Below are 19,944 nucleotides of genomic sequence, written 5' to 3' on the forward strand. Positions count from 1 at the left end.
ATGCCGGGGATCTGGGAAACCAACATGAATTTCTCGCAACGCTCCCGCAGCATCTTCAAGACGATTGCCGTCGTGCTGGCGCTTGCGCTGCCGACTGCGCTGGCGATCTCGTCCGCCGACGCGCGCGTCGGTGGCGGCATGTCGTCGGGTTCGCGCGGTTCGCGCACCTATTCGGCCCCGCCGTCGACCACGACCGCGCCGGGCTCGACCTCGCAGTTCAATCGGACCTACACCCAGCCGGGCGCAGGCATGAATTCGGCTGCCGCCGCCCCCGCGCGCGGCGGCCTGTTCGGCCGTGCCGGCGGCTTTATGGGCGGCCTCGCGGCCGGCTTCCTCGGCGCGGGCCTGCTCGGCATGCTGTTCGGCGGTGGCCTGTTCGGCGGTCTCGGCGGCCTATCGTCGATCATCGGCCTGATCATCCAGATCGTGCTCGTGGTGCTCGTGGTTCGGCTGGCGATGTCCTGGTGGCAGCGCCGCCACACCCCGCAGGCGGCCTATGCCAACGCTGACGCCGGTGCCGGTCCGGGACCTCAGGCGAACAACCGTAGTGGTCTTGGTGGCGGTCTTGGCGGCGGCTTCGGATTCGGCGCCAACAACGCGCCGCTCGAGATCAAGCCGGACGACTATGAAGCGTTCGAGCGCCTGCTCGGCGACGTCCAGTCCGCCTGGTCCAACGAGGACGTGGCCAAGCTGCACACGCTGGCGACGCCGGAAATGGTCTCCTATTTCGAGCAGGACCTCGGCCAGAACCGCGCCCGCAATGTCGTCAACAAGGTCAGCGGCGTGAAGCTGTTGCAGGGCGACCTCGCGGAATCCTGGCGCGAAGGCGAGACCGATTACGCGACGGTGGCGCTGCGCTTCGCGCTCACCGACAAGACGCTCGACCGCAATACCGGCGCAATTGTCGCCGGCAGCGAGCAGCCGGGCGAGGCCACCGAAGTCTGGACCTTCGCCCGACGTCCGGGCGGCGCCTGGGAATTGTCGGCGATCCAGCAGACCAACTGATCTGATCGCGCGTATAGCGACAAACGAGGGCGTCGTGCTTCGGCACGGCGCCCTTTTTGTTTGAGCGGCACGTTTCCGGTCAGGTGGCCATTTGGCGAAGCACTTAATTGCTTGTTGGCCGCGCAGAGCTGCCGCAATTTCGCGCCTGCCGGTTGGATGAGGAGATATTCCGTGAGCCAGTGTGTCGCGCGCCTCAGGACAAACTACGAAGGCATTGCCAGGAGTTCGTCCCTGCTGCTGGAGGCGATCGGAACGGCGTATGACCGGATCGAGGCCGAGCGCGACCGCAATTGCTGGATCTATCTTCGCCCACGGCAGGAGGCACTCGAAGAATGCCATAAGCTGGTGGCGCGCGCGCGGACGGGCGAAAATCTTCCGCTGCTCGGCATTCCATTTGGTGTAAAGGACAATATCGACGTCGCGGGAATGCCGACCACTGCCGCATGTCCGGCGTTCAGCTACACGCCTTGGCATTCTGCGCATAGCGTCGAACGCCTCACCGCAGCCGGCGCAATTTGCCTCGGGAAGACCAATCTCGATCAGTTCGCCACAGGCCTGTCGGGCGTGCGCTCGCCCCATGGCCCCTGCGCGTCTGTTGCTGATGCGCGCTATGTTGCGGGCGGCTCCAGTTCCGGGTCCGCGGTCGCCGTGGCGGCCGGGCACGTCGCCTTTGCGCTCGGCACCGATACCGGCGGCTCGGGGCGCATACCTGCCGGGTTCAATAACATCGTCGGAATCAAGCCGACCGTTGGGCTGGTGTCATCACGTGGCCTGGTGCCGAATTGTCCGACGATCGATTGCGTGTCCGTATTCTGCAATACTGTCAGCGACGGCGAGGCAATCCTCGACATCATCGAAGGGTTTGATTTCGAAGATCCCTACAGCCGCCTGCCCAGAACCGTTTTCCCCGCCAACGGGGCGGCGGCATCATTCCGGTTCGGCCGCCTTGCGCCAGCAGATCTCGAATGCTTCGGCATGTCGGAATGCGGCGAACTCTACGAGAGCGCCTGCGAACGTCTTGCCCATATCGGAGGAACGGCGATCGAGGTGGACTTCGCCCCATTCCGCCAGGCCGGGGAGTTGATGTTCAGCGGTCCCTGGGTCGCGGAGCGGCACTCTGCCATCGCTTCGCTCATTGACGTCGAATCCGGCGCCTTGCTTGATGTCACGAGGACCGTGCTGGGCTCAGCCGCCGGCTATTCGGCGATCGACACGTTTGGCGCCATTCACCGGCTGCACCGGCTTCGCCGCGACGCCGAAGCAATCTTTGCCGGCATCGATGCCCTGGTGGTTCCGACTGCACCGCGGCCGTTCACACTGGAGGAGATGAATCGTGATCCGATCACCCTCAACAATCGTCTGGGCTACTACTCGTACTTTGCCAATCTACTCGATCTCTGCGGCGTCGCCGTTCCGAATGCGAAATTGCCAAGCGGCATGCCCATGGGCGTGACCCTGCTGGCGCCGGCCTGGCACGATCGCGCGCTGATCGGACTGGCGCGGCGGTTCGAGGCCGGCGCAGACGGATCGGCGTTCGAGTTGAAGTCTGGCGGCTAAAGGGCGGACATTATCCGATCGCCTGCCCGAGCGTAGAAACATCCAGAATCGAAATCACGGATCTTTCGTATCTGATCACGCCTTCGTCCTGGAGCCGCGCGAGTTGCACGGTCACCCATTGGCGGGTGGATCCGATGAGATTGGCGAGATCACCGTGGGTGAACGGCATGCCGACGACGACCTCGTTGTCGCGCTTCACGCCGTAGACGTGCGACAGGAAGATCAGCAGGCTGTGCAGCCGCTCGGTCACCGAGCGCGTCCCCAGCATCTGGGCCATCGCCGAATAGCATCGCGCCTTGAATGCGAGGGCATCCAGCAAGGCGACGGCAATCGTCGGCGATTCCAGCGCAAGCCGCCGCAGTGCCGGTCCGGGCATGAACGTCAATCGGCTGCGCTCGGCCGCAACCGATGTCCACATGTGCGGGCCCGTCCCGAATATGTCGGGCCCGCCGACGAAGTTGCCGGGAAACCAATAGGCGAGCGTGACTTCGCGCCCCGACGGTGCAGCATAGTAGCTGCGTATGCGTCCCTCGCTGATCAGGTAGATCCCGGCCTGTGCGTCGCCCTGAGACCAAACCAGTTGGCCGGCTTGCAGGATCTTTTCGCGTCCGATCGCACGCAAGCGATTGCAATCAGCCCGGTTGAGACCATCCAGCAAGCCGGCCAGCGGTCTGACGAGATCGTCCGACTCCGCGAGCATCACACCTGCCGCTATCGCGCTGTTCGCCCTGTGCATGGCCGGCTCCGCAGGTGAGACCCGGCATCGACTATTCAAGAACCATGCCAGCCCGCTGCGTCGCCTCAGACCCGCGGGCTCCGCGTCGTCAGTCCGCGTCCGACTGATTGAACGCCCGCAACCCTTCTGCGCGGATGACGTCGAGACAATCCTTCTTGAGCGACAGATAAGCTGGCTCGACCATGACAGAACTCGACCGTGGGCGCGGCAGCTTGACCGCGACTTCGCGCAGGATGCGGCCGGGTCCCGCGCTCATGATGAGAACGCGGTCGGCCAGCACGATGGCTTCATCGATGTCATGCGTCACGAATACGATTGTCGCCTTGATCCGGTCGCGCAGCGCCAGCAGATTGTCTTGCATCACCGCGCGGGTCTGCGCGTCGAGCGCTCCGAAGGGCTCGTCCATCAGCAGCACACGGGGCTGATTGGCCAGCGCTCGTGCGATCGCCACGCGCTGTTGCATGCCGCCGGACAGCGTGTTCGGATAAGCGTCGGCGAAACGCTTGAGGCCGACCATCGAGATCAGATCGTCGGCGATGGCATACGCTTCCGTCCTGGACTTCCCGAGCATCCTGGGACCGTGGGCGATGTTGCTGCGGACGGACTTCCAGGGGAAGAGATGCGGCTGCTGGAACACCATGCCGACATCGGGACGCGGACTGTAGACGGGCGCGCCCTCGACCAGGATCTCGCCTTCGAACGGCACTTCCAGCCCGGCGATCGTATTGAGCACCGTCGACTTGCCGCAGCCGGAGGGACCGGCGATGCAAACGAACTCGCCGGGCGCCACGTCAAACGAAACGCGATCGACCGCGATGATCTGCCCGCGCTTGGTGTCGAAAACGATGCTCAGGTTCGAGACTTGAATGGCCGGTTGTTTCCGCGCCGATTCGACGGAGGCAGGCGAACTTGCCAGCGCCAGTTTCATGCCCGATCGAGATCCCGACATCAGCGCCACCAGACGATGCGTTCGGCAAGAGCCGCAAACAGCCGGTCGGCTATGAACGACATCAACCCGAGCGCTGCGAGCCCGCCCATGACCTGGCCCGTTTGCAAATTCTGCTGCGCAATCTCGATCCTGTAGACAATGCCGGCGAAAGCGCCGGCCAGTTCAGCCGCGACAAGCGTGTAGAAGGAGATACTGACGGCGGTGCGCAACCCGACCACAATGTAGGGAAGCGCGCCCAGCAGCACGATCTCCTGCAGCATCTGGCGTCGGGGCGTGCCGAGCATCAACGCCGCCCGAATAAGGCCACGGTCGACCTTCTGCACGCCGATGTGAGTCGAAAGCCATACCGTGAAGAATACGCCCCATACGACGAGGAACAATTTGCCCGCCTCCGACAGGCCGAACCAGAGGATAACGATCGGCACGAACGCAATCGGCGGAATCGGCCGCAAGATATGGAACAGCGGGAACAGCAAGCTTGAGATACCGGGGAATTGGCCGGTGAGAACACCGAGCAGGATGCCGAGCGCGCCGCCTATGATGAATCCCGTGGTGACGCGAAAGAGGCTGGCCAACAGATCGCTAAAGAACTGTCCGCTTCGTATCCATTCAAGCACGGCCGCAGCAACCACCGTCGGCGGCGGAAACAGCACCATGTTGACGGTCCCGGAACGAGAGATTAGTTCCCAGAGCCCAATGAACAAGGGAAGCGAAAGCGCCCCGACCAGAATATTGAGGCGGCGAAGCCGAACTGAATTCGGCCGCCGAGCGCGACCGCCAATGCGGATGGCAATATCGCGTCCTGCTGAAGTGGCTTGCTGCATGGCCGCGCGGGTGTCTATTTCCACGACAGGGTGACGCGTGCGGGATCGACCTTTTTCAGTGGCTCGGTGACAACGACCTTGCTGAAGTCGGGCATCGCCGCTCCCGGAGGATGGTTGCCGCTCTCGAGGCGCCATGCGGAGTGGGTCTTCAGAATCTCGATCAGCCGGTCGTCGAGACGCACCCGGTAAACATAGTCGGCCCAGATCGGGGCGAGGTCGTCCCGCTTCATTCCAACCGCATCCGACACTGTCGTGATTGCTTCATCCGGGTGTGCCTTCATCCAGATCTCGGCATCGATCAGTGCGGCGATGAATTTCTCAACCAGCACGGGGTTGGCGTCCAGATAGGACTTCATGACGACGATATTGAACGTCTCGGAGTAGGTGCCCTTTGTATCGACCTCAGTAACGGCTTCGCCCAGGGCCTTCTTCGCGTTGGCGACGTGGGGCTCCCAGGTGTCGAACGCGTCGATGCTTCCGGCTGCAAGTGCCGGCAGCATCTCCTGCGGCCGCAGATTGACGAGGGTGACATCCTTGGGCGTCAATCCCACCGACTTCAGCAAGGTCGCCGTGTAAACCTCGCTGCCGGTGCCGGCAGTGAAGGCTATTCGCTTGCCGCGAAGATCTTCCTTGGTCTTGATGCCGGCCTTGGCCGCGACCAGCGTCTTGAGATCGGAATATTCCATCCCGGCGACGAAGGCGATGGGCTGGTTTGCCATCGCCGAAGCGGTGACCGGCGCCTCGGCCGTCGTCGCGATGTCGGCGCCGCCCCCGATCACCGTGTCCAGGCACTGCTTGCCGGACGTGAAGTTCGAGACCGTGATGTCCAGTCCGTTCTTTTCGAAAATTCCCTTCGATTTGGCGACGATCGCAAGGCCGGAGATCGGCCCGAGGTTTTGCGCAAGCCGGGCCTTGAGCAATTCCGCGGCCGAGGCGCAGTTCGGACCGATGGCAAGACCGACGGCAAGGCAGCAAAGCATGGCACGGCCGGCAATTGCCGTGATTGGGCGGATGGTGGTCCGGTGCATGACGATCTCCCCTTGCGCCGCGCCCAGCGCAGCCCCGATGTGATCGCGGATACCGCCCTGAACGGTCCCGCCACAGTCCCCCGCGTCCTCCCCTGGACGATCACTTGCGGACCGGCCCATTTGGTATGCTCGCCCGGCACCATTGTTCCGGGAAGCAATTAATCGACATGGCAGTCGGGAAGCGGCTGGGAATCGTCGGCGATCCCGCCGACCAACTGATCGCAGGCGACATGAAATAACCAGGGCATCGTGCTTCTTGCACGGAGCCTTTTTCTTTTGGGGGTCTCGCATCGCGGCATCGGAATAAGCGGGGCTGCGTCGGGTTGAAATCTGGCGGCCAACGACAACACAAAGGGAGGACAGGATGATCCGCATTGAGAGATCCGTGACGATTTCAGGGCTCGCGCTCGCCGCGGCCTTGCTGGCAGCGCCATCGGCGCAGGCGCAGTCGGCCGACATGACGTTCTTCGTGACGTCCAACGGTCCTGGCAAGGGCGCCGATCTCGGCGGCCTGGAGGGGGCCGATGCGCAGTGCCAGAAGCTGGCCCAGGCCGGCGGCGCCGGCAGTAAGACCTGGCGCGCTTATCTTTCGACCCAGGCCGCCGACGGCAAGCCGGCCGTCAACGCGCGCGACCGCATCGGCAAGGGACCGTGGCAGAACGCCAAGGGCGCTGCAATCGCCAAGGACGTTGCCGACTTGCACGGCGCGGCCAACAACCTCACCAAGCAGACCACGCTGAGCGAGAAGGGCGAGGTCATCAACGGCCGCGGCGACACGCCGAACCGGCACGACATCCTCACCGGTTCGCAAGCCGACGGCACCGCATTCCCCGCGGGTGACGACAAAACCTGCAAGAACTGGACGTCGAGCACGCAAGGCGCGGCGGTTGTCGGCCACGCCGACCGTCAAGGCCTGCGCGATGACGAGCCGTCGAAATCGTGGAACAGCTCGCATCCCTCGCGCGGGCCCGACGGCGGCTGCTCGCAGGCCGATCTGAAGAGCACCGGCGGCGACGGCCTGCTGTATTGCTTCGCGTCGAATTGAGACGCGGAACTCGCTCCGCCGTCATGGCGTTCGTGATTGCGTGCTACACTCGCCACCACGCGATCACGGACAGTTTCCATGAAATACGAGCTCTATTATTGGCCCGAGATCCAGGGCCGCGGTGAATATGTGCGGCTGGCGCTGGAGGAGGCGGGCGCGGCTTACGTCGACGTGGCGCGCGGCCCACGCGGCACAGCTGCGATGATGAAGATGATGGACGCGCACAAGGGTACGCCGCCCTTTGCGCCGCCGTTCCTCAAAGCCGGCAAGCTCGTCATCGGCCAGACCGCGAACATCCTGCTCTATCTCGGCGCCCGCCACGCCCTTGCCCCGAAGTCGGAGGCGGCGCAACTCTGGGTGCATCAGCTCCAGCTGACGATCGCCGATTTCGTGGTCGAGATTCACGACACCCATCACCCGCTCGGGCCCTCGCTCTACTACGAAGATCAGAAACCGCCGGCGAAGAAGCGCACCGCCGACTTCTGGGGCGAGCGCGTGCCGAAATATCTCGGCTATTTTGAACAGCTCCTTCAGGACAATGGCGGCGCCTATGTCACCGGCCGCAGGCTGACCTATGTCGATCTCTCGTTGTTCCAGCTCGTCGCGGGGCTGCGCTATGCGTTTCCGAAGCGGATGAAGGCGTTCGAGACAGATATACCGGCCCTCGTCGGCCTGCACGACCGCGTGTCGGCGCGCCCGAACATCAAGGCTTATCTCGAAAGCGAGCGCCGTATTTCCTTCAACGAGCAGGGCATCTTCCGCCGCTACCGCGAATTGGATGGTTAGCCGGTCCGGCGGGACGTGCACAGCAGAGTGATGCGTGCGCTCACCACACGCCAGGCAGCAGCCGATAGCGCACGTGCGTCACATAGTCGGCATAGCCCGGCAGGCCCTCGCGCAGCGTGCGCTCCTCGATGCGAATGCGGATGGCAAACAATAGGAGGAACAGCGGCACCATCATAAGTCCCCACCATGAGCCCAGAAGCAGCGGCACGCCGGCGAAGAACAGGATCATGCCGCTGTACATGGGGTGGCGCACATGGGCATAGGGCCCCGTCGAGATCACGCGCTGCGCGCGCTCGGCTTGCAGCTTCACCACGGGCGCCGCGAACGAGTTCTCGCGGAAGACCCAGAGGATGAACAGCGTCGAGAGCAGGAACAGGGCGAGGCCCAGCATCTGCAGCGCCACCGGCAAGTCGGAGGACAGCGTACGCCGGTCGAGCCCCATCGCCGCCAGCCAGACCAGCATCGCGACGACGAAGACCGTCATGAACACCTTGTCGGCAGCGGGCTGGTCCTTTTGCAGGACCGGCCGCAGGCGCTCGGCGAGCAGTGCGGGGTCGACCCGGTACAGCCACCAGCCGCCGAGCGGGCCGAGCAGGGCGGAGGTCGCGAGGAATACCCAGGCCGACGGCCAATGCAGGGTTCCGGCGGACACGAACAGCAGCGCGCCCATGGCGGCGATGGTGATCGTGCTCTGCAACAGCAGTTTTGCGATCATGCGCAGGTCTCAGGTAGCCGCGCACGATATTGGTCCTGCTATCCGGCGAAGATGCGGCCGGACACGCGAAAAGCCCGATCGACCGGATCGGGCATTTCATATTCGACGCGGTTGATCAGGCGAGCTGATCGATCCGCGTACCCTGACCCGGCGGCAGCGGCGCAGGCGGCGGCGGCTTATAGGTCGGATCGTTGTCCTTGGTCTTGGCCTGATCGTCCTGCTGCTTGGTCGTGTCGTAGCTCGGCACCACGATCGCGATCGGCGGCGGCGAAACGGTGGAAACGCTCATCCAGAAATCCTCGCACATGGAAACATTGACCCTGCGCCGCGAGGAGCGAAATTTCCTTCAAGCCAATCGTTAAAATGCGAGGGATCTGGTGCGGTAGAGGAGGCCGCTTTCGTGACGCCACAAGCGCTGTTTCCGCGAGGGGACAGACCTCTCCTCGTCATTGCGAGCGCAGCGAAGCAATCCAGTCTGTCTCCGCGGAGGGATTCTGGATTGCTTCGCTACGCTCGCAATGACGGAGTCCGAAGTGGGCGGTGTGCTTTCAGACGCACACCGCCGTGCAAGCCTATTCGTCCTTGCCGCGCGTGATCGCGATGGACGCATCCGTCTTGGTGCGGGTGCATTCCATGTTGAGACGCCGGTAACGCATGCTGATCTTGTCGCCGCGCAAGAGCCCCATCCGCTTCAGGCAGCGTGTCGCGCCCGTCGTCGTATCGTCCTTGGTCACGGTGAAGACGATCGCCGCCATCGACCCAACCAGCGCAAAGAACTCCGGTTTCGGCTTGCGATCGCCCTTGGCAAAGAGCTCGATCGAATATTTGTCGCCACGGCAAGCCACGGACAATTCCTTGGCCGCGGGGTGCGTCAGGTAGACGACATTCGCGGCGCGGAAATTCACCTTGAGGCGATCGACCTGGTTCGCCAGCTCCTTGGCGCTGTCATCGCAGCGGTCCGCGCGCGCGGGTGCGGCGAGGGTCACAAGGCCGGTGATGGCGGCGGCGACCAAGATCGCGCCGCGGACGTGCAAGTTCAATGTCATGATGAAAAGCCCCTTAGCGGGCGCATTCAACCGTCGTCCCGCGCGTAGCGCAAGGGGTGCACCCAGGGTCTTCACCGGCATCATGAGAGCCTGGTGTCCGCCGCCAGCCGCCGAAAATAGCTCGCCATGCGCCGAATCGGGATGCCCCGACCGCACCAGAGCGCCTTCCCTTTGCGGCAAAAAAGCTTAGAACGCTTCTATGAAAGGGGCCCATGCGAGGGCTCCAAAACCCCGAGATTCCAGCCCATGAACGCTCCCACCGCCTTCCCCGACCCCGCAAAGCCCGTTCCGCCTTACAAGCACACGCCGCTGTTTCCGCTGGGCAAGGACGAGACGCCCTACAAGAAGATCACAGCCGAGGGCGTGCGGGTCGAGAAGGTGCTCGGGAAAGACATGCTGGTGGTGTCGCGCGAGGCGCTGCGGGACCTGTCGGAGGCGGCGTTTGGCGACATCAACCACTATCTGCGGCCGGGTCATCTGAAGCAACTCCGCGCGATCCTGGAGGACGGCGAGGCGAGCCCAAACGACAAGTTCGTCGCGCTGGACTTTCTCAAGAACGCCAACATCGCCGCCGGCGGCGTGCTGCCGATGTGCCAGGACACCGGCACCGCGATCATCATGGGCAAAAAGGGCTGCAACGTCATCACCGACGGTGACGACGAGGCGGCACTGTCGGAAGGCGCGCGCGATGCTTACCTGCGCCGCAATCTGCGCTACTCGCAGGTCGCGCCGCTGTCGATGTACGAGGAGAAGAATACCGCCAACAACATGCCGGCGCAGTGCGAAATCTACGCCGAAGGTGATGACGCCTACAAGTTCATGTTCATGGCGAAGGGCGGCGGCAGCGCCAACAAGAGTTTTCTGTTCCAGGCGACGCCCTCGGTGCTGACCAAGGACCGGCTGCTCGCCTTCCTCAAGGAGAAGGTCTTGACGCTGGGCACTGCGGCGTGCCCGCCTTATCACCTCGCCATCGTGATCGGGGGCACTTCGGCCGAGCTCTGCATGAAGACGGTGAAGCTGGCGTCGGCTCGCTATCTCGACGCGCTGCCGACCCACGGCTCGCCTGACGGAAATGCGTTTCGCGATCTCGAGATGGAGCAGGAAATCCTGAAGATGACGCAGTCGCTCGGCGTCGGCGCGCAGTTCGGCGGAAAATATTTCTGCCACGACGTGCGCGTGATCCGCATGCCGCGTCACGGTGCCTCGCTCCCGATCGGGCTCGGCGTGTCATGCTCGGCCGATCGCCAGGTGCTCGGCAAGATCACCAAGGACGGCGTCTATCTCGAAGAGCTCGAGCACAACCCGGCGCAGTATCTGCCTGAGGTCGAGCAGTCGCTGGGCGGCGAGGTCGTCAAGATCGACCTCAACCAGCCGATGAAGGATATCCTTGCCACGTTCTCGAAGTACCCGACCAAGACGCGGGTCTCGATGACCGGCACCATGATCGTCGCGCGGGATTCCGCGCATGCCAAGCTGCGCGAACGGCTCGACAAGGGCGAGCCGCTGCCGGACTATTTCAAGAACCATCCGGTCTATTATGCGGGTCCCGCCAAGACGCCGGAGGGCTATGCCTCCGGTGCGTTCGGCCCGACCACCGCTGGTCGCATGGATTCCTTTGTCGATCAGTTCCAGGCCGCCGGCGGCTCGATGGTGATGGTCGCCAAGGGCAACCGGGCGCCAGCCGTGCGTGAGGCTTGCAAGAAATATGGCGGCTTCTATCTCGGCTCGATCGGCGGTGCCGCGGCGAACCTTGCCGAGCACTGCATCAAGAAGGTCGAGGTGCTCGAATATCCCGAGCTCGGCATGGAAGCGATCTGGCGCATCGAGGTGGTCGACTTTCCGGCGTTCATCATCATCGATGACAAGGGCAATGACTTCTTCAAGGAGTTGAATCTGGGTTAGCTGCCTCACTCGCACCTGCGTGCGAGTGATTGTGCATGCACCCACCACGATCGTCATGCCCGGGCTTGTCCCGGCATCCACGTTCTTGGTGCGGCGAGGAAGACGTGGATGGCCGGGACAGGCCCGGCCATGACGATGCGGATGCCTCAGCGTGCTAGCTGCAATTCGTGACCTGGTTGGAGCACAGCCCGCGCCACCAGCCGCGGACGCCGTCCTGGCTCTCGACCAGGCCCCAAAGGCCGCTGCAGGCAAAGATGTGCTTCGGTCCGCCGTCGGTGTCGATCGGGCCGCCGAGCTCGCGCTGTGCCGGCATCCATTTCGCATCGACGAAGGGCGCCTGGAACAGGCCGCCCATGCGTGTCGCGCCATTGGCGTAGGACGCGCCGACCTTGTTGGAGGCGACCCAGCCGCGTCCGGCATAGGGCTTTGGCGCGCTACGCGGATATTTCTTGTCGTCCTCATAGTCCTTGCCCGGCGGCTTGGCGCCTTCGATCAGAAACCAGCCGTTCTTGAAGCCGATGATGCGGAATTCAGTGAGCCAGCCGCCATCGGGCGTGTTCTCGCTGCCGCCGAGCTTGAGCCGGTAAGGCGGCGGAAGCGTTCCGAGCACACGCGCCTTGATCGATGGTTCAGCACGCACGTTGAGGCCGTCAGGATCCTTGTCGACGGACCAGGCGCCGAAATCGCAGGGCTCGGTGCCGTCGGGAAGCGTTGAGCGCTTGGCGGCGAGATCGGCGTGCAGCTTTGCGAAATCAGTGTCGTCGTTGTCAGGATCCGGCCCGCTACGCGGCTTCAATTCGGCCGAGACTGCGCGCGCCGCATCCGGCGTCAGCGCGACCACGAGAGCCTGGCGCGCGACGAACACGCTTGCAGGTGACTTCGGATCATTCGAGGAGGCCGGATAGACGGCGATGTAGCCCGTCGAACCTTCGGTTCGATAGGCCGTGCCGGCGACATAGCCTGCCGGCAGCATGGCGAGCGCGCTTGCGCGCCACGCCGGTTCGGCATCGTCCGCGCGCGCCGCTTGGGTCGCGACACACAGGATCGTCGCCGCGATGAGAGCGAGCGCGCGCACGGTTGCCGCGCGGCTTAGGCGCGCGTCCCGGTGAACGGGAAGCTGCCCATCGGGCCGATCCCCATCTCACCGCTCATGCTGTCGCCGGAGACGGTTCCGATGAATTCGAGCGTCAAGGGCATCGGATTGGTGATCGAGACTTTCCAGTTGACGGCATCGCCGCTGACGGTGCCGTCGAAAATCTCGGCTGTATCGCCTTCTGCACCCTGCGTCCCCGTGAGCGTGCCGCCGGCAGCCGTCAGGCTCAGCGTCGCCTTACGCTCGCCCATGGGTGTCGTCAGGGTCAGAGTCCAGTTGCCGTCGACGGCCATTCGCGTCTCCCAAGATCCCGGCGGACCGCGACCATCCGCGGACCAGTCCCGGCCGAGCGTATAGCGCAACTTGCCGCTCGCGCCTAACGCTCCGTTGGAGGCATTTAGGCGCGGGCGGCGGCGCGTCGTCGGCTGGTGACGATGAGGCGAAGCACGACATATTGCACGGCGAAGGCGAGGATCTTGGCGCCGCCCGCGACCACCGTGATGTAGAACGCCCACAGCTTCAGATCGCCTGTTGAGGCGACGGCGACCATGCCGACGCCGATGACGAACATCAGTGCCGCCCAGGCATAACCTGCCGCCGTCACATATTCCGGAACGGTCTCGGCGACGATCGGCGGCATGTAGCGCAGCATCCAGCCGCGCTTGAGCATGATGGCGCCGATCGCGAAATGCGCGATCGAGGGCTTTGCAAGCATGAAGCGGGGATCGTTGGTCAGCAGCGTGACCGTGCCGAGCACGACGACGAGCGCGACGCTCGCATAGGTCATGTAATTGAGCTGCTGCCCCTTGACGCGCGCGTAGATCACCTGCGCGATCGCTCCGGCAATCGCCACCGACGTTGCCAAGACGACGTTGTCGGTAACGAGATAGATGACCAGGAAGACGATGGCGGAGAAGAGGTCGGAGGCGAGGCGGGCGAATACGTCCTTCATCGTCGATCCTGTTCAGCGAGCGTTGGACAGTGCGTCGGGCGGTGTACCGTACTTGATCTGGCGATATTCGGGATACCATTTTGTGAAGTAGATCGCGCTGTTGCGGGCGGCGAAGGCGACCGCAAGGCTCGACCAGAGCGGCAGGCCGGGGACATAGAGCAGCACGAGATTGGCGGCCGCCATCAGCAGCGCAGCCGCGGTCCATGCACCGGTGATGACGTAGTTGGCATAGAGAAAGCCGGGCATCGCCGCGGTCTCGGCCGGCACGGCTTCGAGCGCGTATTGCAGCGTGAAGGGACGGCGGATCAGCATCGAGCCGAGCGAGATGACGAAGATGCCGATGTCGACCGACAGCTTGACACCGAGCGTGCCGAGCGCCGGGTCCAACAGCGCGAGGTGGAGGCCGACTGCGGCGAATAGCAGCGCCGAGCCCACGGCCAGGATCTTCACCGAGCGGCCGCGCACGACATCGATCGCGACGGTAGCGAGACAGATTGCCGAGGCCACGAACACGCTGATCGTGGCCGAGGTCATCAGCATCAGGAAGGTGAAGGCGCCGTAGGGCGCGAGGATCAGGAAAATCGCCATGGTCCGCCTCGGTCAGGCCTTTATCTTTACGATGTAAAGATCAATAGGTCAGGTGCGAGCCGGGGTCAAGCAAAATCTTTACAGTGTCAAAATGACGTAGGCGACTTCCAAAAATTGAATTGCTGCAACGGCTTGGCCGGCCATTTCGTCGACAAAGCCGGCCCAGGGCAGGTGCGACAGCACAGGTAACGCACAAGCGGTCGAGAGGACGAAGGCGAGCAGGATACCGCCGTTGAAGACGATTTGGCCGCTCCGCCGCGGCCGTATCATCTGGAGCGTGATCCCGGCGCAGATCAGGAACAAGATCAGGACGGCGAGGTGGTCCGCGGCGATCGAGGGCATATGCATGAGAGACCTTTTGGTGACATCAGCGATGTCGAGAGGAGCTAGCGCGCGCCGACCCAATTGCCGTGAAAACCGTCGGGCACGCGATGGCCGAGCTGCACCAGCGCGACGGGGCCGGCCTCGACATCTCCGGCGTTGAACACGGCGAGGTCGCTGCGGTTCTCCCGCGCGCGCCAGACCACCGCCAGCAGCCAGCCATCGCCTTCCGCCGCACCTTTCGACCGCTCGACGAAGACCGGTTCGGAAATGGTGTCGCCGGCCGGCAGCGGATAATGGCCGAGGCGCTTTCCATTGCCGTCGACATGGACGACGCCGGAGAGCGCGCCGAACATCGGCAGCTTCGGATTGGCGCAGGCGTACCAGCCGTGACGGCTCCTCAATCCGGCGCGGCGGTCGTCGATGCGCGGGAATTCGCCGGTGAGATCGTCGAGATAGGTCTGCTGGAAGCGGTCTGTATTTCCCGAGAGATCGAAGGTCCAGCGGCAATGACGCGCAAACGATTTCTCGGGATTGGTGGGCGTGCCGTCGGGATGCGTAAATAGTGGTGCTTCCTCGAATTGCATGACGTCGGCGATGATCTGATTGCCGTCCTCCCACGCATTCATGACGTGGAAGACATAGCAGGCTTCAGCGCGAAACCAGACGATGTCCTTCGCGCTGCCCTTGCGCTTGATCACGCCGACATAGGCGCCCTTGTCCGGCTCCCAGGCGTAGGGAGGCCGTCCGGTCATCGCGCGCTCCATGCTGCCGGTGAGGGGCAGGATCGGAAACAGCACGTGGTTCTCGGTGACGATGAAGTCGTGCACCATGCTGGCATAGGGCGCCTCGAAGCGTTCGAAGCGCGTCGCCTTGCCCGACGCATCGATCGAGCCGTAGGAGAGGGCAGGCGTCAGCGGTCCCGCGGCGTTGTAGCCGAAGAACACCAGCTCGCCCGTGACGGGATCGATCTTGGGATGCGCCGTGAAGCTGCCGGCGACGCGGCCGTGATAATTGTGATAGCCGCGCGTTGTGAGCGTGCCCGGTTCGATCTCGGTGGGCAGATGCGCTTCTTCCAGCGCAAGCAGCTTGCCGGCATGGAAGATGATGTTGGTGTTGGCGACACCGCCGTCAGTGAGGTTTTGCGGCGCATCCGGCAGCTTGCGGCCGAAGCCGCCGAACAGCGCGCGGCCCGCATCGTGCTCGGCCAGCCATTTCGGCGTACGGATCCAGCGGTTGCGATAGCTGGCGCGGCCGTTCTCGAGGTGAAAGGCGTGCAGCATGCCGTCGCCGACGAACCAGTGCGCGCCGGGCGACTCGAACTGCGGATTGGGGCCGTTGCGATAGAGCGTGCCGTTCAGGTCGCGCGGCAATTCACCGATGATTTTCAGGAAGGGCGCGTCGGCCTCGAACGGGATCGGGCCGAGGTTGTGGCGGCGTTCGGCAATGGCGTCCTGCTGCACGGGGCATCCCTCCTCATCTTTACATCGTAAAGATGAAATAGCCGTGTGAGGGAGCTTGGTCAAGCGAAATCTTTACACTGTCAATATGGCGTCCTATAGCTGGCCGATGGGCAAGAGCGAAATCAGGACAGAAACCGCGCGCGGTGCGCGCACTCCAAAGAAGGCGAGCGCGCCGGCGCGTTCCGCGCGACGCCCGGCGAGCGTCAAGTCCGAGGCGCCCTATCACCACGGCGCGCTGCGCGAGGCGCTGCTCGAAGCCGCCGAACGGGTGCTGGAGCGGGACGGGCTCGCCGGCCTGACATTGCGCGCGGTGGCCCGCGAGGCGGGCGTTTCGCATGCGGCGCCCACCCATCATTTCGGCGACCTCACCGGGCTTCTCAGTGAGCTCGCTGCAGTCGGCTTCCGCCAGTTCAATGCGGCGATGGCCTCGTCCTCTGACAGCGCCACCACCCCGCTCGAGCGGGCGCTGGCGCGGCCGAAAGCCTATGTCGCCTATGCCCAGGCTCATCCCGGCATGTACGGCATCATGTTCCGCACCGAGCGCCTCGACTATTCCAGGCCGTCGCTGCACGAGGCCGCCGAGGCGTCCTTCGCCGGGCTCGCCAATGCCGTCGGCATGATGCGGCAGGAGCAGATCAGCGGCGACGCGCTGACGCTCAATCAGGGCGCCGCGATCGCGCGCGCCTGGTCGATGGTGCACGGTTTTACCATGCTGCTGCTCGATGGGCGGCTGGAGGATATTCTGGGGCGCCTGCCTGAGGGCACGACTCCCGAACGCCTGCTCGAGGCGATGCTGATGTCGCCGGTGACGGGGAAGTTGCCGGGTCCCTGATTGATTGCCAGCGAGCACCTACCGCATCGTCGCGAGCTCGACCGCGCGGCCGCGTGCGCCGATGATCTTCACCTCGTCCTTGCCGCAAGTGAAGCCGCGGGCAAAGTCGTCTGCCGCCTTGCGCGCGAGCTCATTGGCGTTCCGGTTGGCAATCGCGTCGACATAGGCGACGTGGCAGACGGGGCCGGGTGGCAGCCGGGTCACGATGAGCATGGCCTTGGTGTTCGGCCGCCCCTGCTTGTCGGGATCGGTGCCATCGGCGATGTGCCAGCGCTGGATCATCGCAAACGGCTTGGCCCCGGCGGTGCGCCATTCGACGGTGGTCTCGGACGAGTTGAACGGAGCGAACCAGACTTTTGCCGCCGGTTCCTCGGCCGCGGCCCTACGATTGCGGCCGACGGAGACGACCTCGCGAAGATCGTCCTCGGCGATCAGGACCACGAGGCCATCCTTGCCCCTGCAGACCCGCGTGGTGCTGCCGTCGAGCTCGCTGGGCTTGCCGATCTGGCGGCAATCCTTCGAGGCCGTCGAGCTATATTGGCTGCCCACGGATTGGGCGTCGGCGCGGTCGAGACCGCTGCAGATCAGCAACATGGCCAGGAGCAATATGGTCAAGGTTGCGGTGGTGATGCGGAACATGACGATGCCTTTGATCGAGCGGGAACTCCGTACCGTCAGACGTCTTGATTGTGGGCAAGGTTCAAACAGGGTCGACAGACACCTGACAGCGGCGCGGAATCGTTCTAGAAGAGCGGCTTCGCTTGGGCTCTTTCAGCCTCGTTCGCGTCCTCGTTTTTCGTGATCATGCCAGCCACCTCGTCCAACAAACCTTATCGCGTCGGCCGCTCGAAAACCGGGCTCGGCCTCTTCGCCACCAAGCCGATCAAGAAGGGCACCCGGATCATCCGTTATTACGGACCGATCCTGGACTCCCGGATTCCCGCGCACGATGACATCGAGAACAAATATTTGTTCGAGCTCAACGGCCGCTGGACCATCGACGGCTCGGTGCGCAAGAACCTCGCGCGCTACATCAACCATTCGTGCCGGCCCAACGCCGAATCCGACGTCCGGCCGCGCGAGCGCAAGGTCTTCATCCGCGCCATCAAGAACATCGAGCCGGGCGACGAGATCAATTACGACTACGGCACCGATTATTTCAAAGCCTACCTGAAGCCGATCGGCTGCAAGTGCGAATCTTGCGAGAAGAAGCGCAAGAAGCTGCGCGCCGAGGCGCGGGCCGAGCGCGCCAAGGTGAAGGCGCGCACGGAGCGCAAAGCGCAGAAGGCGGGGGCGAAGGCCGCCAAAAAGAAGAAGCTCAACGGCGTCGCTGTTGGCAAGGCGAACGGCCGCGCGCGGGCGTAGCCTGAGTTCGAGCTTCCGGCACAACTGTCATGCCCCGCGAAAGCGGGGCATCCAGTACGCCGCGCCCTCTCCGTATGCGACGACTGCCTCTGGAATACTGGGTCGCCGGTCAAGCCGGGCGACGACAGCGAGTGATGAGGCCTCAGGCAGCCAGCACACTCCCGCTCCTGCGCAATCCCACATATTGCAGTTCGGCAAACACGCCGGTCGCGATCGCCTGTGCCACGACCATGAGCTCGCCGGCAAAGTTCGGCGACACCGCGCCCGAGAGCAGCAGCGCAATGCTGCCGACCGTCCAGGCCGCGTTGCCGACGACGACCAGCAGCACGAGCGGCTTTGCCACGGAGGCGCGTGAGGCGAGCCAGCCGACGAGCGCCGTGTAGGCGATCAGGAACAGGCCGGTCTCGCGCAGCAGCGCTTCGGGCAGGTTGAACAGCGAGGCGAACGCGCTGGCGCCGAACGTGAAGCCGAGAGCGGCGACGCCGCTGAAGATCGCGTCGGCAAGAAGCGCGCGGCGAAGGAAGGTGGATGCGTCGATCATCGTGGGTCTCCTGGTTGGGGTGGGCTCGAGGTGAAACTCAGTGCAATCCGCGCCACCAGGCCCGAAGCAGGCGGGCGAGGCGGAACGGGCAGAGGCTCCTGCCGACGCTGTGCTCGAAGGCTGTGACCTGCGCGACGACGTAGTCGCCGGTCGAATGCACCAGCGGTTCGGGCATGTTGAGGCTGCGCGCCAGCATCCGGGTTGCGAGCGCCATGGCCCAGGGAACTAGCTGGTCTGTGACGGTCCGGTAGAGCAGCAGTGCGATCATGGTCGTCTCCTGTTGCGACCCAAGATGCGCCGGCCCGAGGACCAATTCGATTACCTCCGACGTAATGGAAGGGCCGAAATCTGCGTGGTAGGTTCTCGACCATGAACGCACATGCATCCACGGCGCAGGCCGAACGCAGCCAACCGATTCATATCGGCGACCATTTGCGCGAATGGCGGCAGCGCCGCCGCATGAGCCAGCTCGATCTTGCCGGCGAGGCCGAAATCTCGGCGCGGCATTTGAGCTTCGTCGAGACCGGCCGTGCCGCACCCTCTCGCGACATGGTGCTCAGACTCGCCGAGCGGCTCGACGTGCCCTTGCGCGAACGCAACGTGCTGCTGGTCGCCGCCGGCTATGCCCCCGCCTTTCCGCAGCGCCCGCTGGAGGATCCCGCATTGAAATCAGCCCGCCAGGCGATCGACCTCGTCCTTAGGGCGCACGAGCCCAATCCGGCGCTGGCCTATGACCGGCACTGGAATCTGGTCTCAGCCAATCGCATGCTGGCGCCGCTGCTCGCCGGCATTCCGCAGCGACTGCTCGGCCAGCCCTTCAACGTGCTGCGGCTCGCCTTCCATCCGGAGGCGCTGGCGCCGCGCACGGTCAATCTCGCGGAATGGTGCGGGCATCTTTTGGAGCGGCTGCACAGGCAATGCGAGGCGACCGCCGATCCCGAGCTGATCAAGCTGTACAACGACCTGAAGAGCTATCCGATCCCGGCGCGCGCGGCGCCGCTGTCGAGCGACAATGTCGCGATCCCCTTCAAGCTGCGCCACGACGGGGAGATACTCAGTTTCTTCTCCACCACCATGGTGTTTGGCACGCCCGTCGACATCACGCTGTCGGAGCTGGCTCTGGAAACCTTCTTCCCGGCCGACGAGCGCACTGCCGAGCGGCTCCGACAAATGGCAGCAGCCATGAGTTAGCGGCC

General features: G+C 64.1%; 24 protein-coding genes. 8 read left to right on the plus strand and 16 right to left on the minus strand.

The annotated features are described in order from the left end of the window. Positions 1 to 1,005, plus strand: coding sequence for a Tim44 domain-containing protein (locus AC0L3U_RS20350; protein WP_456769158.1), 1,005 nt, complete (start codon positions 1 to 3; stop codon positions 1,003 to 1,005). Positions 1,006 to 1,119: 114 nt separating this feature from the next. Then, positions 1,120 to 2,562 carry an allophanate hydrolase gene (atzF, locus tag AC0L3U_RS20355; RefSeq protein WP_473362949.1) on the plus strand — a complete coding sequence of 481 codons (1,443 nt, stop codon included), beginning with the start codon at positions 1,120 to 1,122 and terminating at the stop codon, positions 2,560 to 2,562. Between the two features lie 10 nt (positions 2,563 to 2,572). On the opposite strand, the gene AC0L3U_RS20360 is transcribed toward atzF, so the two are convergent. From AC0L3U_RS20360 to AC0L3U_RS20375, 4 genes are all read right to left on the minus strand, one after another. Continuing rightward, on the minus strand, positions 2,573 to 3,298 hold the full coding sequence (locus AC0L3U_RS20360) for a Crp/Fnr family transcriptional regulator (RefSeq protein ID WP_473362950.1): 726 nt from the start codon (positions 3,296 to 3,298) through the stop codon (positions 2,573 to 2,575). A gap of 88 nt (positions 3,299 to 3,386) precedes the next feature. Beyond that, positions 3,387 to 4,226: an ABC transporter ATP-binding protein gene (locus tag AC0L3U_RS20365; RefSeq protein ID WP_473363061.1), complete on the minus strand. Its 840-nt coding sequence runs from the start codon at positions 4,224 to 4,226 to the stop codon at positions 3,387 to 3,389. 20 nt (positions 4,227 to 4,246) lie between these two features. After that, positions 4,247 to 4,903, minus strand: coding sequence for an ABC transporter permease (locus AC0L3U_RS20370; protein WP_473362951.1), 657 nt, complete (start codon positions 4,901 to 4,903; stop codon positions 4,247 to 4,249). Between the two features lie 182 nt (positions 4,904 to 5,085). Continuing rightward, entirely contained in the window at positions 5,086 to 6,474 is a 1,389-nt protein-coding gene (locus tag AC0L3U_RS20375) for an NrtA/SsuA/CpmA family ABC transporter substrate-binding protein (RefSeq protein ID WP_473362952.1), read from the minus strand. Here AC0L3U_RS20375 and AC0L3U_RS20380 point away from each other — a divergent pair. Next, the gene (locus tag AC0L3U_RS20380) at positions 6,464 to 7,144 is read left to right on the plus strand and encodes a lectin (protein WP_473362953.1); all 681 of its coding nucleotides are present in this window, start codon (positions 6,464 to 6,466) and stop codon (positions 7,142 to 7,144) included. The genes AC0L3U_RS20375 and AC0L3U_RS20380 overlap by 11 nt on opposite strands. A gap of 78 nt (positions 7,145 to 7,222) precedes the next feature. After that, positions 7,223 to 7,930: a glutathione S-transferase gene (locus AC0L3U_RS20385; RefSeq protein ID WP_473362954.1), complete on the plus strand. Its 708-nt coding sequence runs from the start codon at positions 7,223 to 7,225 to the stop codon at positions 7,928 to 7,930. A 40-nt stretch (positions 7,931 to 7,970) separates the two neighbouring features. On the opposite strand, the gene AC0L3U_RS20390 is transcribed toward AC0L3U_RS20385, so the two are convergent. From AC0L3U_RS20390 to AC0L3U_RS20400, 3 genes are all read right to left on the minus strand, one after another. After that, positions 7,971 to 8,645 (minus strand): methyltransferase family protein, encoded by a 675-nt coding sequence (locus tag AC0L3U_RS20390; RefSeq protein WP_473362955.1) that lies wholly within the window; start codon positions 8,643 to 8,645, stop codon positions 7,971 to 7,973. A gap of 115 nt (positions 8,646 to 8,760) precedes the next feature. After that, positions 8,761 to 8,934, minus strand: a complete 174-nt coding sequence (locus AC0L3U_RS20395) for a hypothetical protein (protein ID WP_473347677.1) — start codon at positions 8,932 to 8,934, stop codon at positions 8,761 to 8,763. A 283-nt stretch (positions 8,935 to 9,217) separates the two neighbouring features. Further along, positions 9,218 to 9,691 carry a hypothetical protein gene (locus tag AC0L3U_RS20400; RefSeq protein ID WP_473362956.1) on the minus strand — a complete coding sequence of 158 codons (474 nt, stop codon included), beginning with the start codon at positions 9,689 to 9,691 and terminating at the stop codon, positions 9,218 to 9,220. Between the two features lie 246 nt (positions 9,692 to 9,937). On the opposite strand from AC0L3U_RS20400, the gene AC0L3U_RS20405 reads away from it, so the two are divergent. Continuing rightward, complete coding sequence (locus AC0L3U_RS20405; RefSeq protein ID WP_473362957.1) at positions 9,938 to 11,593, plus strand: fumarate hydratase; 1,656 nt, start codon at positions 9,938 to 9,940, stop codon at positions 11,591 to 11,593. A 154-nt stretch (positions 11,594 to 11,747) separates the two neighbouring features. Here AC0L3U_RS20405 and AC0L3U_RS20410 read toward each other — a convergent pair whose 3' ends face one another. The 6 genes from AC0L3U_RS20410 to AC0L3U_RS20435 all read right to left on the minus strand — a co-directional run bounded on the left by AC0L3U_RS20410 (position 11,748) and on the right by AC0L3U_RS20435 (position 16,010). Further along, positions 11,748 to 12,668 (minus strand): SH3 domain-containing protein, encoded by a 921-nt coding sequence (locus AC0L3U_RS20410; protein WP_473362958.1) that lies wholly within the window; start codon positions 12,666 to 12,668, stop codon positions 11,748 to 11,750. Positions 12,669 to 12,682: 14 nt separating this feature from the next. After that, positions 12,683 to 12,979 carry a hypothetical protein gene (locus tag AC0L3U_RS20415; RefSeq protein ID WP_007602176.1) on the minus strand — a complete coding sequence of 99 codons (297 nt, stop codon included), beginning with the start codon at positions 12,977 to 12,979 and terminating at the stop codon, positions 12,683 to 12,685. Between the two features lie 104 nt (positions 12,980 to 13,083). Further along, entirely contained in the window at positions 13,084 to 13,638 is a 555-nt protein-coding gene (locus AC0L3U_RS20420; protein WP_473362959.1) for an inner membrane-spanning protein YciB, read from the minus strand. Between the two features lie 12 nt (positions 13,639 to 13,650). Then, a complete protein-coding gene (locus AC0L3U_RS20425) occupies positions 13,651 to 14,226 on the minus strand; it encodes a hypothetical protein (RefSeq protein WP_473347680.1) in 576 nt (191 codons plus the stop codon). A gap of 78 nt (positions 14,227 to 14,304) precedes the next feature. Then, positions 14,305 to 14,574, minus strand: coding sequence for a hypothetical protein (locus tag AC0L3U_RS20430; protein WP_473362960.1), 270 nt, complete (start codon positions 14,572 to 14,574; stop codon positions 14,305 to 14,307). A 38-nt stretch (positions 14,575 to 14,612) separates the two neighbouring features. Next, a complete protein-coding gene (locus AC0L3U_RS20435) occupies positions 14,613 to 16,010 on the minus strand; it encodes a carotenoid oxygenase family protein (RefSeq protein WP_473362961.1) in 1,398 nt (465 codons plus the stop codon). A 106-nt stretch (positions 16,011 to 16,116) separates the two neighbouring features. Here AC0L3U_RS20435 and AC0L3U_RS20440 point away from each other — a divergent pair, with 106 nt between their 5' ends. Further along, positions 16,117 to 16,842 (plus strand): TetR/AcrR family transcriptional regulator, encoded by a 726-nt coding sequence (locus AC0L3U_RS20440; RefSeq protein ID WP_473363062.1) that lies wholly within the window; start codon positions 16,117 to 16,119, stop codon positions 16,840 to 16,842. Positions 16,843 to 16,860: 18 nt separating this feature from the next. On the opposite strand, the gene AC0L3U_RS20445 is transcribed toward AC0L3U_RS20440, so the two are convergent. Continuing rightward, positions 16,861 to 17,481: a hypothetical protein gene (locus AC0L3U_RS20445; RefSeq protein WP_473362962.1), complete on the minus strand. Its 621-nt coding sequence runs from the start codon at positions 17,479 to 17,481 to the stop codon at positions 16,861 to 16,863. 165 nt (positions 17,482 to 17,646) lie between these two features. Here AC0L3U_RS20445 and AC0L3U_RS20450 point away from each other — a divergent pair, with 165 nt between their 5' ends. Then, the gene (locus AC0L3U_RS20450; protein WP_473347685.1) at positions 17,647 to 18,207 is read left to right on the plus strand and encodes an SET domain-containing protein; all 561 of its coding nucleotides are present in this window, start codon (positions 17,647 to 17,649) and stop codon (positions 18,205 to 18,207) included. 142 nt (positions 18,208 to 18,349) lie between these two features. On the opposite strand, the gene AC0L3U_RS20455 is transcribed toward AC0L3U_RS20450, so the two are convergent. Continuing rightward, the gene (locus AC0L3U_RS20455) at positions 18,350 to 18,748 is read right to left on the minus strand and encodes a hypothetical protein (RefSeq protein ID WP_473362963.1); all 399 of its coding nucleotides are present in this window, start codon (positions 18,746 to 18,748) and stop codon (positions 18,350 to 18,352) included. A 37-nt stretch (positions 18,749 to 18,785) separates the two neighbouring features. Then, a complete protein-coding gene (locus AC0L3U_RS20460) occupies positions 18,786 to 19,016 on the minus strand; it encodes a hypothetical protein (RefSeq protein WP_026233166.1) in 231 nt (76 codons plus the stop codon). A gap of 101 nt (positions 19,017 to 19,117) precedes the next feature. Between AC0L3U_RS20460 and AC0L3U_RS20465 the strand changes: the two genes are divergently transcribed. Continuing rightward, a complete protein-coding gene (locus tag AC0L3U_RS20465) occupies positions 19,118 to 19,939 on the plus strand; it encodes a helix-turn-helix domain-containing protein (RefSeq protein ID WP_473347687.1) in 822 nt (273 codons plus the stop codon). Positions 19,940 to 19,944: the final 5 nt, after the last annotated feature.

It is taken from the genome of Bradyrhizobium sp. Kon69 (assembly GCF_055807515.1).

Bases quoted from the DNA above. Each gene is read 5' to 3' on its own strand.
- AC0L3U_RS20350 (WP_456769158.1), top strand. From the start codon at position 1: ATGCCGGGGATCTGGGAAACCAACATGAATTTCTCGCAACGCTCCCGC.
- AC0L3U_RS20360 (WP_473362950.1), bottom strand. From the start codon at position 3,298: ATGCACAGGGCGAACAGCGCGATAGCGGCAGGTGTGATGCTCGCGGAG.
- AC0L3U_RS20365 (WP_473363061.1), bottom strand. From the start codon at position 4,226: ATGAAACTGGCGCTGGCAAGTTCGCCTGCCTCCGTCGAATCGGCGCGG.
- AC0L3U_RS20370 (WP_473362951.1), bottom strand. From the start codon at position 4,903: ATGGTGCTGTTTCCGCCGCCGACGGTGGTTGCTGCGGCCGTGCTTGAA.
- AC0L3U_RS20380 (WP_473362953.1), top strand. From the start codon at position 6,464: ATGATCCGCATTGAGAGATCCGTGACGATTTCAGGGCTCGCGCTCGCC.
- AC0L3U_RS20375 (WP_473362952.1), bottom strand. From the start codon at position 6,474: ATGCGGATCATCCTGTCCTCCCTTTGTGTTGTCGTTGGCCGCCAGATT.
- AC0L3U_RS20385 (WP_473362954.1), top strand. From the start codon at position 7,223: ATGAAATACGAGCTCTATTATTGGCCCGAGATCCAGGGCCGCGGTGAA.
- AC0L3U_RS20390 (WP_473362955.1), bottom strand. From the start codon at position 8,645: ATGATCGCAAAACTGCTGTTGCAGAGCACGATCACCATCGCCGCCATG.
- AC0L3U_RS20395 (WP_473347677.1), bottom strand. From the start codon at position 8,934: ATGAGCGTTTCCACCGTTTCGCCGCCGCCGATCGCGATCGTGGTGCCG.
- AC0L3U_RS20400 (WP_473362956.1), bottom strand. From the start codon at position 9,691: ATGACATTGAACTTGCACGTCCGCGGCGCGATCTTGGTCGCCGCCGCC.
- AC0L3U_RS20405 (WP_473362957.1), top strand. From the start codon at position 9,938: ATGAACGCTCCCACCGCCTTCCCCGACCCCGCAAAGCCCGTTCCGCCT.
- AC0L3U_RS20415 (WP_007602176.1), bottom strand. From the start codon at position 12,979: ATGGCCGTCGACGGCAACTGGACTCTGACCCTGACGACACCCATGGGC.
- AC0L3U_RS20420 (WP_473362959.1), bottom strand. From the start codon at position 13,638: ATGAAGGACGTATTCGCCCGCCTCGCCTCCGACCTCTTCTCCGCCATC.
- AC0L3U_RS20425 (WP_473347680.1), bottom strand. From the start codon at position 14,226: ATGGCGATTTTCCTGATCCTCGCGCCCTACGGCGCCTTCACCTTCCTG.
- AC0L3U_RS20430 (WP_473362960.1), bottom strand. From the start codon at position 14,574: ATGCATATGCCCTCGATCGCCGCGGACCACCTCGCCGTCCTGATCTTG.
- AC0L3U_RS20440 (WP_473363062.1), top strand. From the start codon at position 16,117: ATGGGCAAGAGCGAAATCAGGACAGAAACCGCGCGCGGTGCGCGCACT.
- AC0L3U_RS20445 (WP_473362962.1), bottom strand. From the start codon at position 17,481: ATGTTCCGCATCACCACCGCAACCTTGACCATATTGCTCCTGGCCATG.
- AC0L3U_RS20450 (WP_473347685.1), top strand. From the start codon at position 17,647: ATGCCAGCCACCTCGTCCAACAAACCTTATCGCGTCGGCCGCTCGAAA.
- AC0L3U_RS20455 (WP_473362963.1), bottom strand. From the start codon at position 18,748: ATGATCGACGCATCCACCTTCCTTCGCCGCGCGCTTCTTGCCGACGCG.
- AC0L3U_RS20460 (WP_026233166.1), bottom strand. From the start codon at position 19,016: ATGATCGCACTGCTGCTCTACCGGACCGTCACAGACCAGCTAGTTCCC.
- AC0L3U_RS20465 (WP_473347687.1), top strand. From the start codon at position 19,118: ATGAACGCACATGCATCCACGGCGCAGGCCGAACGCAGCCAACCGATT.